The organism is Ruegeria sp. YTSC230 (assembly GCF_059609665.1).
Genome location: NZ_JBXWMC010000006.1, coordinates 136,514 through 150,934, shown reverse-complemented (window position 1 = coordinate 150,934; position 14,421 = coordinate 136,514). Strand labels below are relative to the sequence as shown.

11 protein-coding genes are annotated in these 14,421 nt (G+C 51.6%); 7 read left to right on the top strand and 4 right to left on the bottom strand.

The window, feature by feature from the left end; translation table 11 throughout:
• Window positions 1-18: 18 nt before the first annotated feature.
• Complete coding sequence (locus AC2FD9_RS13480; protein ID WP_496837334.1) at window positions 19-1,302, bottom strand: TRAP transporter large permease; 1,284 nt, start codon at window positions 1,300-1,302, stop codon at window positions 19-21.
• Window positions 1,299-1,748, bottom strand: a complete 450-nt coding sequence (locus AC2FD9_RS13475) for a TRAP transporter small permease (protein ID WP_496704931.1) — start codon at window positions 1,746-1,748, stop codon at window positions 1,299-1,301. The genes AC2FD9_RS13480 and AC2FD9_RS13475 overlap by 4 nt, the downstream gene beginning before the upstream one ends.
• A 233-nt stretch (window positions 1,749-1,981) precedes the next feature.
• On the opposite strand from AC2FD9_RS13475, the gene AC2FD9_RS13470 reads away from it, so the two are divergent.
• The 3 genes from AC2FD9_RS13470 to AC2FD9_RS13460 all read left to right on the top strand — a co-directional run bounded on the left by AC2FD9_RS13470 (window position 1,982) and on the right by AC2FD9_RS13460 (window position 5,848).
• Window positions 1,982-2,944, top strand: coding sequence for a MurR/RpiR family transcriptional regulator (locus AC2FD9_RS13470; protein WP_496755633.1), 963 nt, complete (start codon window positions 1,982-1,984; stop codon window positions 2,942-2,944).
• 1,130 nt (window positions 2,945-4,074) lie between these two features.
• Entirely contained in the window at window positions 4,075-5,259 is a 1,185-nt protein-coding gene (locus AC2FD9_RS13465) for an aminotransferase class I/II-fold pyridoxal phosphate-dependent enzyme (protein WP_496837332.1), read from the top strand.
• Window positions 5,260-5,566: 307 nt separating this feature from the next.
• Complete coding sequence (locus AC2FD9_RS13460) at window positions 5,567-5,848, top strand: HlyU family transcriptional regulator (RefSeq protein WP_282170040.1); 282 nt, start codon at window positions 5,567-5,569, stop codon at window positions 5,846-5,848.
• A gap of 594 nt (window positions 5,849-6,442) precedes the next feature.
• Here the strand turns inward: AC2FD9_RS13460 and AC2FD9_RS13455 are convergent.
• The gene (locus tag AC2FD9_RS13455; RefSeq protein ID WP_496837330.1) at window positions 6,443-9,091 is read right to left on the bottom strand and encodes an AsmA family protein; all 2,649 of its coding nucleotides are present in this window, start codon (window positions 9,089-9,091) and stop codon (window positions 6,443-6,445) included.
• A gap of 451 nt (window positions 9,092-9,542) precedes the next feature.
• Here AC2FD9_RS13455 and AC2FD9_RS13450 point away from each other — a divergent pair, with 451 nt between their 5' ends.
• The 4 genes from AC2FD9_RS13450 (at window position 9,543) to AC2FD9_RS13435 (ending at window position 13,099) form a co-directional block, all read left to right on the top strand.
• Window positions 9,543-9,782, top strand: a complete 240-nt coding sequence (locus AC2FD9_RS13450; RefSeq protein WP_162896884.1) for a potassium channel family protein — start codon at window positions 9,543-9,545, stop codon at window positions 9,780-9,782.
• A 176-nt stretch (window positions 9,783-9,958) separates the two neighbouring features.
• Window positions 9,959-11,038, top strand: coding sequence for an AI-2E family transporter (locus AC2FD9_RS13445; RefSeq protein WP_496837329.1), 1,080 nt, complete (start codon window positions 9,959-9,961; stop codon window positions 11,036-11,038).
• The gene (locus AC2FD9_RS13440) at window positions 11,035-12,099 is read left to right on the top strand and encodes an HlyD family secretion protein (RefSeq protein WP_496837327.1); all 1,065 of its coding nucleotides are present in this window, start codon (window positions 11,035-11,037) and stop codon (window positions 12,097-12,099) included. The genes AC2FD9_RS13445 and AC2FD9_RS13440 overlap by 4 nt, the downstream gene beginning before the upstream one ends.
• The gene (locus AC2FD9_RS13435; protein ID WP_496837325.1) at window positions 12,089-13,099 is read left to right on the top strand and encodes a DUF2955 domain-containing protein; all 1,011 of its coding nucleotides are present in this window, start codon (window positions 12,089-12,091) and stop codon (window positions 13,097-13,099) included. Before AC2FD9_RS13440 ends, AC2FD9_RS13435 begins: the two co-directional genes overlap by 11 nt.
• 367 nt (window positions 13,100-13,466) lie before the next feature.
• Here AC2FD9_RS13435 and AC2FD9_RS13430 read toward each other — a convergent pair whose 3' ends face one another.
• Window positions 13,467-14,369, bottom strand: a complete 903-nt coding sequence (locus AC2FD9_RS13430; protein ID WP_496837323.1) for a LysR family transcriptional regulator — start codon at window positions 14,367-14,369, stop codon at window positions 13,467-13,469.
• Window positions 14,370-14,421 lie beyond the last annotated feature (52 nt).

Here is a 14,421-nt window from a genome sequence, read left to right as displayed (position 1 = left end):
TTGGTTTTTGTGGCGAAACTACTGGGAAAAGCCCAACATCCGGGGAAGCCAAAGCGCTGCGTTCTCCCAGAAAGCAAAGACGAAAAGGATCGCAATTTCTGCTATTAGAAACGGGAACAGTTTGATTGAAATCCGCTCCAGCTTTTCGCCGGTCACGGAGGACAGAACAAACAGGCAAGCACCCACCGGTGGCGTCATCAGTGAGATGTTCAGAGCCAGCACAAATATGATGCCGGCGTGGATCGGCTCCAGTCCGACTTGCTCTGTCAGCGGCACTAGGACAGGTGCAAGGATGATCAGAATGGCTGTGATGTCCATCACCATGCCGACAATCAAAAGCAAACCAATGATGATCGCGATTACGGCATACCGGTTGTCAGAAAGCCCAAGAACGGTTTCGGCAATCAGTTGCGGAATGCGTTCAAAGCTCATCCACCAACCAAGGATTCCGGCAAAGGCGATTATTACGAAGATTACCCCGGTGATACGCGCGGTACGCACCAGCATCGCGTAGAAACTTTTGAAGGTCAGGGAACGATAGACGAAAACACCGATGAACATGGCATAGGCCACGGCAATCGATGCTGCCTCCGTCGGGGTGACAATACCGCCCAGGATGCCACCCAGAATGATCACAGGCATCGCCAGGGCGGTCAGAGAGGAAACGAACGTTTCCCAGATCTCGCGCGGGGTCGCTCCGCGCAACGCTTTGGGTAGATTTTCCCGTTTGCCGCCAATTGCGATCACCGCCATGCAGACCATGCAGATCACCAGGCCTGGCAGAACTCCGGCCGCGAACAGGCCGGCAATGGAAACGCCCATTAGAGACCCGTAGACAACCATTAGCCCCGATGGCGGAATGGTCGGGCCGATGATGGACCCCGCGGCCGTGACCGCGCAGGCATAGTCGCGCTTGTAGCCCTCTTTCACCATTGCTGGCACAAGCGTCCGGCCAAAGGCCGCCGCGTCCGCTGTCGCCGAGCCTGTTAATCCGGCAAAGAACACTGACGCCAACATGTTAGTATGGGCCAGCCCACCCCGAAACCGTCCGACCAAAACCTGCGCAAGTTTCACCAAACGACTGGTGATCCCGATATCATTCATGATCTCACCGGCCAAAATGAAGAACGGCATGGCGAGAAAGGGAAAGATGTTGAGGCCGTTGAATATCTTACTGGGACCAATCGCAAGAAACTGCGTTCCTCCCATATCGATCAACCCAACAACGCCAGCAAGGCCAATAGCAAAACCAATAGGCATTCCAAACAGGATGAGTGCAACAAATACGATTGCGACAATCACAGTGTTTCCTCCGCCTTTACAGCAAAGGGCGGTTCGTCAATGTGCGTACCCAAGTCACGAAACAGGACAAGCATCAGCTGCACAGATGACAAGGCCGCTGCGACGGGAATGGCTGCGTAGAACGGAGCAAGGCTTGCCCCAAATATCATTGCCTGCCTTGGCGCTCCGCTTTCCACGAAACTGATACCAAAGAACGCAACATATAAAAATAAAGCCAACGCCAATACATCCATCGCGATAAGAAGAGTTCGCCGCAAGCGAATTGGGAGCATCATGACGAATGCCGTGAGACCGATGTGATCTCTGCGCGCAATACCAGATGAGACCGCGAGCAACGCGGCCCAGATCATCAGATAGCGGGCCAACACTTCTGGCCACGGAAGTTGCCAGTGAAAATAATAACGGTCAATTACGCCAAGCCAGACATCCAGAACCAGAGACAGCATCAAAGCTGCGACAATGCCTTCAACGACTGAATTTATCCTTGAACTTGCGCTGGCGAACCAGTCCGACATTCGTATTCCTCCCCAGGATCCGAATCTGTAACTTGGTTACACAATGCGTGATGTTTGATGAGATATCAACGAAAAAATGTAACTTAGTTTCGTTAAGCGCCGCGAAGAGGAGATCTCACGACGAATTTCTTGCCCATATACATCAATGCCTGTAACTAAGTTTCATGACCAGTCATAAGGAATTTACCGGCTTGCCGAACGAATCTCGCCCCATATCAGATGGTAGTGCCCCTCCACTTAAGGGCAGAATTGGAGCAGTCGATTTGATTCCGGCACTGCACAATTCAGAAACCAAACTGGCAGTTCAGGAGCAGAAGGTCGCCGATTATGTAAAGGACCACCTCAACGAAATCAGCGCCATGACCATCGGGGATCTCGCGCAACGCTGCTCGGTCAGCAAGCCAACCGTGGTTCGATTCTGCCGCAGCCTCGGCTGCGAAGGATTTCGAGATTTCAAACTCCGCCTGGCCCAGAACGTCGCTGTCAGCGCACAATATCTGTATAGAAACGCCGATGACGAAAGCCCTGACGCAGATACCGCGATTGACCAAGTTCTTGGGGCTTTGTTTGCGACCCTGGATGTTATGCGCGGTCAAATCGATACGGCGAAACTCGAAGAAGCGAAGAACGCTTGCCTGGGTCGACGACAAATCCTGTTCTCAGGAATAGGCGGGGGCTCTTCGCTCGTCGCCCAGGAAGCTTCCAACCGGTTTTTTAGACTTGGGATTCCGTCATTCTTTGTAAATGACAGCTATGCTCTACAAATGCGTGCTGCCGCGCTCGGAACCGAAGACGTACTCTTCCTTGTTTCGGCGAGTGGTGAGGCCGACGCTATCGTAAGTGCGACCGAAGTCGCTAATGGTTATGGCGCGACCACAATCTGTATCACAAAGCCCAATACAAGACTGTCCGACATATCTAAAATTGCTCTTCTCACGGAGCTGCCTGAGGACAGTGACATCTACAAACCTACAGCCTCGCGATATGCCCACCTCGCCATTGTTGACGCATTAGCCATGACCGTGGCGCAAGAGATGACCGACGAAACGAAAGAGAATCTCCGGCGAATTCGCGCATCATTGACGGCCTACCACGGCAGAACCGGCCCACAGCCATTGGGCGACTAATCTATGTACGAATAGACGAGTACCCGACATTGCACGATTGTTGAGAGCAAGAGCAGCGAACTGCCCCTGCTCGGTCGGCTGTTCAGAATGGCACCCGGTGGTGCGAAGGCGGTGGGCGTTCAATCTGTGGCGGGAGGCCGACGTCCTCCCTAAGGAAATCCGGCAGTTCAGCTAACTTGCGCAGAACCGGCCGTTCTCTGCTGGATTGCAAGGCAAATACAGCATCCAGCCGCAGCAAGAGGCCACGCGACCGTTTGAGGGGGATATATAGTGATAAGGTTGGCATTGTTCTCTCCATGAATGATGGAAAGCCGCCACGTGAAAAAACACAAAAAAGGCCGCTCACGAGGCGGCCTTCAGATCGGAAACCTGTCAGACCGCTTTAACGGGCTACTGCGCCTGCCGCGCGAAGCATTGAGGTCTGACGATTCAGCATATCTGATCTCTCCTTTGTCAGGGTTTCCAGTCCCGCAAGTTACCAGACGGGTAGCTTCGGTTCAACAACCTTTAAATGTTCTGGTCGAATTTCGCCGGATTTCGAACTAACGCCTATTTGCGTTGAAGAAGTGCTTTGTCCTGGTTGCATCCATTTGCATTCCCTCAATGGGGCACGTCCGCCAGCTACGCTGTCGTTAGCCCGATTTGAGCCCTTACCTGCCGTTTCAGAGCTACGTGGTCGCTACGTCTGCATTCGTCAGGTTCGGGTCTCATTGCAGACATTTGACGCCCTTTTTGAGCTAGAACCACCGTTTGCGTCGGTTGAATTTGCAACAGGACGACCATCAGAAGTGAGTTTCACAAATGAGCCCTAGGCTTAATTGGAATTGGTGAACACATCCTTCAACCTAACAAAAACTCCCTGGCTATTTTCGAAAGGTTAGAGCTTCACCGGTAAAGATCGCCACATAGATAATGCCAAGTTTGTCCGGCAATGACCGTTACCGCTCAATGATATGGATGCCGGGTCCGAGACAAATATGGAATTGGTTTTTCGTCATTGGCTTCGAAGTCGCACAAGTCAAATAGCGAAAAAGGCTGCAAAATATTGTGGATCGGGTATCTATATGTTGTTCGACACACCAGTATTCCTTCTGTGCTCGCAATGCCGACATCTTAGTAGGGAGAGTTCAATGTCCATGACGGCCCGCCGTGCAAACACTGCTGCGCATTCCATCCAGAAAGTCGAAGCCTTCTTTACAACCTACAATGCTGCGGTGAAGGAAACGCCAGCTGTCGCAGATTTCACGTTTGGCAATCCCCACGAAATGCCTTTGCCCAGTGTCGTCGATGCGCTGAAGATCCACGCCGAACCTCAGAGTGTGGATTGGTTTGCGTATAAGACCAACGAAGCGGACCCCTGCGCGTTTCTGGCAGATGCCTTATCCAAAGAGTTGGGGCTTCCATTCGAGGCGGATGACATTGCGCTGACCAAAGGCGCTTTTGGGGCCATCAAGATGTGTTTCACCATGCTTCTTGAGCCCGGAGACGAATGCATCGTGCCGCTGCCGGGCTGGTTCTGCTATGGGCCAATGCTAGCCGCAGCCGATGCCAAAGAGGTTCAGGTGCCTCTGGATCCAGACAATTTTGACCTTGACCTGGAGGCTATTGCAAGCGCCATAACCTCTCGTACCAAAATCGTGGTTGTTAATACGCCGCACAACCCGACTGGTCGCATATACTCGCGTTCTGATCTGCAACAGCTTGCCGACCTGCTCGAGGCTAAGTCAGCTGAGATCGGTCATCGAATTTGGATATTGTCTGACGAACCCTACCGCCGCATTCGGTTCGACGACATTGGCTTTACGACACCAGCAGCCGTCTATCCGCACACACTGATCGACTATTCTTACGGGAAAATTCTCCTCGTGCCCGGCCTGCGCCTTGGCTACCTTGCGATCTCACCAACCTTGCCTGCAGCGGAACGAAAAGAGCTTCAGACTCTGCGGTTTGCCGTGCAGATGGCGGATGGTTGGAATGTCCCGGATGCTCCGTTGATCTATGCGCTGCCGGACCTTGAAAACGTCTCAATCGACATTGCCGCCCTGGCTCGCCGACGCGAACGAATGCTTGGTGCTTTGGGTCAGTGGGGATACAGGATGACAAGACCAGAAGGCACCTTTTATCTATGGGGGAGAGCCCCGGGCGGTGATAGCGATGCCTTTGCTGAATGTCTTCAAAAGCAAGGCGTTTATGTGATGCCAGGAACAGTTTTCGACCGCCCAACGGATTTTCGTATTTGCCTTACAGCTACTGACGAAATGATAGAAAACGCAATGCCTGCATTTCAGGCGGCCGCAAACCAAATGCTGAAATGAAGGCTGGCATCAGATCGAGTTAAAGGCATCTCGATTGTGTGACAGCTTTGTTGCGCATACCCGAAACCAAACGCTCCTTAGTGTTGACTTCGAATATACGCTACGAGTCCAGAGACGACTTAGGTGATGAGCGCAGCATTTGTCGTTCAGGGCGGCTTCCCGTATTGAGTGGGCGCACTCTAGCTTCCGGTAGACAGCGAGAGTGCAATTGGGTCGAGGAACCAGTGAATCGACCACACAGGGCACTTCAAACCCGCCCCGAGCAGCGTTAGTCTCCGATCCGAGCAACGCTGAAAGGAGCCGGTCCATGTCACTCTTCTCAAAACTCTTCGGCGGCGGAAAAAAGTCGGATCCTGAGCCGGTCGCATACAAAGGGTTCGACATCTTCCCCGACCTGATTGCCGAGGGTGGAAAGTACCGCCTTTCGGCACGTATCGAAAAGACAATCGATGGAGAGCGCAAAACTCATGCGATGGTCCGGGCGGATGTCTTTGACAGCCGGGATCAGGCCGAGAGCTTCAGCCTCACCAAGGCAAAGCAGGTGATTGATGAGCAAGGCGAATTCATTTTCGATTCAGGAAACCGGTAGCAGTTTAGACTACGACAAATTTAAGTTAGGTCAGGAAGCGAGTTTTAATGTGCGCTTCAACCGAAAAGGTCCAGTTGCTGAAAACAAAAAAGACGACGTGACAAAGACCCACGATCCAATGTTTCTGCGCGTGAGTTCTTCTGAGCTCACGCACACTAGTTCTCAACAATTACCCTATCAGCGTGCTTTCGAAATACCGGTTGCCGCGACATGCCCATATTCTTAAGAGGAGTTCTCTGACGAGGTATCGCCATGGAACAGTTTTTCTTGTGTATGAGCCATTCTAGCTATGGCGGGTAGCTGGTTGATACCGCCAATTTCTTCAATCAAATCAGAGTGTCAGGCGACACATAGTTTTGCCACTCACGCTTAACTAAGCTATTGTTTTCGTTTTATCTTCCATTTCAATAGTGCACACGTTTTTCCATTTGCGTCTCAAAGGTCTTCCGTCGTGTCGGCTGAACTCCACGAGAGTTTCCATTCGCCTAGAGTGCGGAATACATCGAGAGAAAACCCAATGCAAAAATCGCTTCCAGAAAGCGATGTCATTCCGTTTGAACTTTAAAAGTGTTCTTTTATCGACTGCCTCCGCCACTACTGCAGTTGTAAAATGTCCGGAACGCAAAGTTTTCTTTTTGCTGGCATTTTGTCCGCACCATCCGATCGTTTCAGTCGTTTCGGACCGTCTTTGACCTTGATCTTCGGCTTTGCTAGTGGGCCCTTCAAGGTCACGGGCCAAGGGCTCTTCGAAAGTGGTTCGCCAATCTTGCGGGGCTGTAGACTTAAATCCAAAACCTTGCCGGCCACATCGACGCCGCCAAAGACGACAACTTGGACATGATCTGTCTCCAATGTGGTTTGTTCCGTCGAAATACTTCCGGCTGAGATACTAATCGGCGCGCGCAAGCATACGATTGGGGCAACCTTTTGTTTTTCTTTGGTAAACACCCAAGGTAGCACCCCTAGTCCTGCCAGATCTAAGAGCTGTGTCTCGATCGAACCGTCACGCATTGAAACTGTGGCGTTGCCGTTCATGCTGTTTGCAAAATGCTTGGGTGAATCGGTTCCGCCGGTCACCGAAAAATCTGCATAGATCGTACCGCTTGCGCCTTTTTTGAAGTTCAGGCTGTGAAGAATTTCATCCAGCTGCCAGCCACCTGCCTTGCCGGTCAAAGTGAGCAGATGCGCGTCGTTCGATAGATCCATCTGCCCGCTGACGTCGAAATGAGCACCTCCATATTCAAACTTCAAAGGTCCAGCCTTGAGCTCATTTTCGGTGAGCGTCAGTTCGCTCTGCAAACTGCTAATTCCTTTGGCACCTTCTATGTGCCGAAGGTCAATGTCGACATCCATATCCATACCGGACAAGAGAACTGAACGCCCAATTGGTTTAAGCGTCACATCTGTTAAAGGGCCAGTGTCACCTGCTTCTTGATTGACGTCTTCCTTGTTGGACTCCGTACTACCTAGCTTCCGCAACTGTGCAGCGGCCTGAATGATAGTTCGAATTTGATCTATCTTTATTAGATCACTCTCAATGGAACCCTTCAGCACAGGGTCACTTGTTGCATCATCAAGATCGGCGACAATTTCCAGGACAGATTCAGCAACTTCGACATTGGCATTCGCGTTCCAATCGGTGCCTTCGCTAACGAGGTTGATTTCAAGGCGAGCCTGTCCGGTTTCCACGCGTTCAAGCGATAGCGCCTCCAAAAGGTCCGCCCCGGATGGGACTGCGACATCAATTGCCAAATCCAGGTCCTCGAATTTAAGTACATTCTTGACAGTGCCATGCACCTCAAGGTTCCAGACGTCCGTATCGCTTGTCTTTCCATCCAAGTTCGTCAGCGAAAGCTGATTGATGTCGCCGGCCAAATGGAAGTCACCGGCAAACCTGCCAAGCTGGTCGTCTGGTCCCAACAATTCTGGCGAGATCAAACTGGCGGCCGGTATATCCATTAGGCCTTCAGCTGATACTCCTTGCAACTGAAGCGCGTCATCGACCGAACCGTTCAAAATGACAAACGGATCGGCGGGGTTCCCAATTCTCAGGTTGATGCTTCCGACACTCAAAGCGCCTTCTGGTGTTCTGGAAAGCCCTGAGAACTTGATCGGGGGCGGGCCTTCGCCGGACGTGTCCAACGTGAAACCGTTGGTCTTAATGACCATTTGTCGCTGCGGCACCTGCCCAGGCACGCTGTCGATAACCATGTCGACTGCGATAAGTTTAAGATCATATCGCGAGGCGGCTGGGGCTGGTTCAGCATCTTCTGGGTATAACCGAATGCGGGTTGTCAACGATACGTCTTCCGGATTTCCCAATTCCCCGATCTGCCCCGTCAACGAAAGGCTTTGTCCGCCTTCCAATTCAGCCAATACAGATAGGTCGTCAATTCGTGCTACACTGTCGACTGATTTGAACGTTGCACCAATATTCCCTGTACCTTCCAAAACGCGATTAAGCTTCAAGATATCGAGAAGCTGGCCAAGTTCGGCAATCTCCACGGTCGTTGCCACTTGCAGACCGTTTTCTTGGGGGGCTTCCTCGGCGACAATAGAAATCTGTTCAAAGTTCACCGCCACTTGAAACGGGTCTTCCGCAGGGAATGTCGCGTTCAGATCAAACCTCTCTCCGTTCAGCGAACCGGCCCCGACTGCAGTCGCAACATCGGTTTCCGTATCGCGCTTTAAAAGCAGCTCAGGAAGCTGCAGATCCAACTCAAGTCCGTTTAAATCGTTCTGATAAAGAATGGCGATATCAGTCAGATCAATTTTGCGGTCCGTTAGAATTCCGGCTAACAGCGGCGTCGGGGAATTTGCAGGTTTCCCGGCTTCGGCTTCCGTTTGGGCAATGGACTGCCAGTTTCCGAAGCCGTCTTTGTCTGTGATTAGGTTCAGATGAACACCTGAGAGTGAAAGACCACTCAGTGACAGTTTACTGTTCCAAAGGTCGCGCGCGGAAACTTCAAACTCGATCTCATCGATTGCTGCAAGTTTCACATCAGCATTCTGAGAACCAGGTAATTCCAGCCCTGCCGCTGACACCTGCAATTGCCGGCCAATACCCAGACGCACTTCATCTTCAATTCTAACCTCCTGGCCAAGTTTCTTGGAGATCAGATTTTCGACGAAAGCAGTCCTGACCGAGGAAAACAACGCAGAAGACAGGAAAAGCCAAGCTGCAAACACAGCGACAAACGCGACAGCGCAACAAATCAAAATACCTTTTGCAACGTATCGCACGTTCTTCTCCTAAAATTCCGATTCATCCAATGGGCAGCCTAGACCATTTAATCATTAAGTTAATGGAATATATGGTCGGCAAATGATCTGAAATCTGAATGAACTTTAACATATAGCTGATATTCTCGCCTATTTAGTCGAACCGCTAAGAAGCGGGTAAATGACAAACGTTCGGCTAGTGTTGCACGCTCGGTTTCTAAACAGCTGGCATGAAGAGAGTTTTACTAGCCAAAACGGATGCGCTGCATGAGCTTTGACCATGGCGCACGACGTAAGCTTCAACCGACAGGCTGCCAAGTTCCTCCGATTTTCCATATTTATCTAATTACTGCTATGTGTGAATTCATCAAACGATGAGGACATGATGAATTCACTAACCAGAATAACACGTGGGATAGGCGTCGCTTTCAAAGACGGTAGAGTGAAAGGCATTCTTGCCTTCACAGTCGGAATGATTTTATGGGCCTCGGTCTTTTACCACTTTGTCGAAGGTTGGAGTTGGCTCGACTCAATCTACTTTTCTGTCGTGACGATTTCGACTGTGGGGTTTGGTGACTTCTCACCTGAAACCGCGGCAGGGAAGATCTTCACAATGATTTACATCGTCGTGGGCCTCGGTGTCTTCGTGACCGCGGCGACCACAGTGGCGGATACAATCTTGTCCCAGGACGACAAAAAAGCGGACAAGTAGATTATCCCAATTTGGCCAAATCGAGTTCATGCCCAGGCATTGGTTTGACTGGGCCCATCAAGCCGTGGCCCGGATTCATTTGTGTCTTCAAGCTGATAGATGATCACTAAAATTCAAAAAAATATACATATTATGTTTTTTGAGTGTAACATTCGAAAAACACATGGAGGGATGGAATGGAAAAGACTCAGGACGCGAAGATTGTCGATCTGGCAATACGATTGCTCTTTCTCGGACTATTCCTCTATAGCGCCCTGGTCATGGTGGCCCCGCTTGCAAGTGTGGTTATCTGGGCAACGATCCTCTGTGTGGCGCTTTACCCGGCATTTGATTGGCTTCAGTCCAAGCTGGGAGGGCGGAAAAAACTTGCCACTACGATCTTGGTTTTGTTGGGCCTTGTTCTGACCCTCGGGCCAGTCGCTACGGCGGTGTCTGGTGCCGCAGAACTTGGGTCTGACTTCGCGGAACAAGCAGACAAAGGTGAGTTGAAAGTCCCACCTGCGCCCGAGGGTCTCAAGGAGTTGCCCTTGGTGGGAGACAAAATTGCCGATGTCTGGGGAATGTTTGAACGCAATCTTGACGGCGCGCTTGCAAAATATGGCACGCAAATCCTTGAGATCACCAAATCGCTTTTTGGGAAGGTGCTGGGCATCGGAATCGGGCTTCTTGGCTTAGCTCTGTCCGTACTGATTATGGGGGCTTTGTTCAGCCCCGGGCCAAGTTTGGTCCAGGGTCTTCAGCGCTTTGCCAACCGTGTCTTCGCACCACGCGGCGGTGAATTCGTAACACTGGCAGGCGCAACGATCCGGAACGTGACAAAAGGCGTAATTGGCGTAGCAGCCATTCAGGCGGTCTTCGTTTGGATACTGTTGGCTTTGTTCGGGATTTCTTCGGCCGCCACTCTGGCATTTATCTGCCTGATACTCTCGATTATCCAAATCGGGCCCGGATTGGTTCTAATACCGGTAATTATCTACGCATGGAGTTCCATGTCCGGCGGAACTGCTCTGATCTTCACCATATTGGCCGTTCCTGTCATGATAATGGACAGTTTTCTAAGACCCGTGTTCATTTCAAAAGGCCTTGAGACTCCCATGTTGGTCATCCTCATCGGTGTTCTCGGCGGTATGATGGCGTACGGATTGATCGGCGTCTTTATGGGGCCGGTTCTCTTCGCTGTCTTCTATGAGCTATTCAAGGTTTGGATTGATACCTCGCCCGAAGCCGAGGGCGCTGCTGAAGGTGCGGCGAAATGAGGAAGACAATATGGACAACCCTGGCTGTCATTCTGATTTTTCTTGTTTGGTACCTGGTCGCTGATCGGAAAACGCCATTTACCGGGAACGCCAGAGTAAAAGCCGTGGCGACCCAAATTGTCCCGCAGGTGACTGGCACCGTGACTGAAGTCTTGGTCGAGAATGGTCAGATTGTCTCGGCCGGAGATGTCCTTGTCCGGATCGACCCGCGACCCTACGAGATTCAGCGCGACAAGGCGGAAGCTGATCTCGAAGCAGCCACTCAAGAAGTGGGTGCATCTTCGGCAGAAGTAAGAGCGGCACAGGCTAAACTAGCAAGGGCGCAAAGCGATCTGGATACGATGCGTATTCAGACGGAACGCGTATTTGCGCTCGAAAAGAAAGGGTTGATTGCCGTCACAAAGGCCGATGATGCACGAGGGCAATTGGCAGAGTCCGAGGCTAACTATGAGAACGCAAAAGCGGATCTGGAAAAAGCAAAACAGAGGCTTGGTGACGACGGGATTGAAAACCCGAAAATCCAGCGCGCGTTGGCCGCCTTGGCAGATGCAGAGCTTAACCTTGAATGGACTATACTACGTGCTCCGGCGACAGGTGTCATCTCTAACTTGCTGATAGCCCCCGGAACATATGCGCGATCAGGCCAGGATCTATTGACGTTTCTGGACGCGACTGACGTCTGGATCGAAGCCTATTTTTCCGAAAACAACCTAGGAAGAGCCTCGATAGGATCTCCGGTTGACGTAGTGTTGGACATGCATCCAGGTCAGATTATTCCGGGTGTCATTGAGAGCTTTAGTGCGGCTGTTTCCCTAAGTGGCGGTGATGTGCCCGGGCAATTGGCGAGCCCGCCGAGCACTAAAGGCTTTTTGCGGGAGCCGGAAAGGTTCCCAGTCAGGATCGTATTGCCAGGCTATGAAGCTGGAAGTGCCGAAGATGACCTTCGCTTTCAGCTGAACGGTCAGGCCGATGTGATCATGTATCTAAGTGACAACTCGTTGCTGAACCTCGTAGGTCGCACCTACATCCGCGTGGTTTCAATACTGTCCTATGCGTACTGAGGACCAACGCTCTGTCGCCCGGCTTGCGGTGGGTGTCACCGGCGTCTTTTCCTTGGGCTTGTTTCTTGGCTGGCCACTCGCCGTCGTTGGGGCGGTGTTCGCCGCGCTGTTTTTGCAGGCGCCCGCCGCATTGCCTCTGGCAGCATTTGCTAAGCTGTTTGTTTTTTCGATTGGATTGATGTTCACTTCGTTCCTGGTGTCGTCAATCTTCTCACCATATCCTCTTGTTTTTCTCATTCTGGTGGCGATTGGAATAATCCTGTCTTTCATGTGGTCGGTTTCAGGCGCCGGAGTTTTACCAGGTGTCATCGCTCTCATGGGGGCATTGATGATCCCAAACTTGGTTCTGCAATCACAGGATCTGGCCTTGGTGCTTGTGTATTGGATACCTTTGAATCTGCTGTTTGCGGGCTTTGTTTCGACACTGATGTTCGCGTTGATACCCGCAGAACCTCAAACGGCGGCACAAAAAAAAGCTGCAACGCAGCCGAGTTTCGACCCACATCGCCGAATTGTCCGGATGTCGCTTGTCACAGTGCCGTTTGCTATGGCGTTTTTTATTTCTGGTGCGTCTGCATTGTTGGTTCTGTTCTTTGTCGCGCTGTTGAGCCAGCAACTCGCGGCGATGCCTGCCGCGGGTAAAACCGTTGCAAGGGCTATGCTGACGGCAAACCTCCTTGGGGCGGCAGTATCCATCATTTGTTATGAAATAAACGTAATAGCTCCGGTTATTCTCACCCCCATTTTGCTGTGTTTTTTCTTTTGCTTGGCACTCGGAGCACTTGGAAAATCTCAAGTTCCGCTCGCCGCCGCCGCCGGCTCCGCTATTACAACGGCTCTGATTGTATACGGCGGGTCGGTTGCACCGTTTTCAGACGAGGCAGACGTCAAGAGCATCACTCGAGTTTTGCAAGTTGCCAGCGCCGCCTTCTTTGTAATCATCGCATATGTCGTGGTGGATGAATTCTGGCCGGAAAAAGAGCGCCAGGCGGCTCAATGAAGTCAGTTGCGATGTGGCATGGTTCTGAAAGAAGTAAAGTTTCCAGTGTGACCACATTTATTTGATTTATCCGGTCAGAAAAAAATCAGCTTTGTCCGCGTTGCGCTTGTCGCGGAAAGGCATCTCGAATGGTAGATTTCGGGACCGCCGCATGAATTGCAGCGTCATAACAAACCACGAACGTCGCTGAAGCGGTTTAATGTGAAGCGATCTCTGGTTGAGTGATGGCCGTTCAATGGTACGAGTACGAAAGGCTGCCTCGCGGACAAAGCCGACTTTCGCGGCAACCGCGCTAAGGGCTGCTAAGCATTCACTCGTTTCAATGTCGGACGGACACGAACGTTAACTGAGTTTCACCACTCTTCTCTTACGCCAGACTGTTGCGAAGTCTTTCTGCAAACAATTCCGCAAACTGTTTTGTCGCAGCTGATCGGAACTGCGTGGGGGGGTAGACGGCATAGATACCTCCTGTCGGAAGCGCCCAGTCCGGTACAAGCCGGATCAGTCCACCGTTTTCGATTTCTCTCTTAGCAAAAAAATCCGGCAGAATAGAGATCCCGGCTCCTTCGATTGCCATTACCTTGATCGCTGGTGTTACGTCTGCTCGCAACGCGGGGTTCATTTTTACGTCACAGGTTTCACCGGTTGCTTTACTAAACGTCCAACTCAGTGGGTTTGGCAGGGCTCTGTGTTCGACGAACGGAAACGCTGCCAATCGTTCCGGATGGTCTGGCCGTCCAAGTTGCTCAACCAAATCAGGCGACGCCACTACGATTTGCTGAAATTCGGCCAACTTGCGCGCAACGTTGGCGGAATCGGCAAGCCAGCCTACCCGATATGCAATGTCAAATCGTGCCTCGACCGGATCGAACCGCGTATCGCTTAGCGTCAAGTCAATCGTGACAGCCGGATAGGCGATGCGAAACTCGGCCACGACCGGTGAAACGTATGTTACGCCCATATCGAGAGGGGCGGTGATGCGCAGGTTTCCAGTCGGTTCTGCGCGCCCTTGCTTTGCCATTTCATAAGCTTCTTCGGCCTGCGCCACTGATGCACGTGCGGCCTCATAGAAGGATTGTCCGGTTTCCGTGAGGTTTAGATGGCGAGAGTTACGCACAACAAGAGTTGCACCAAGCTCTTCCTCCAAATGCTGAAGCTGCTTGCTGACGACCGCCTTGCTAATACGCATGCGATCAGCGGCCGCTGTAATCGTTCCTTCTTCCGCGATGGCAACAAAATACTCCAGGCGATTTAAGTTCGATTTCTTCATCATTCGTCACTTTTTAACTGACATTGTGTCCACAGATATTGCCTTTAGTCAA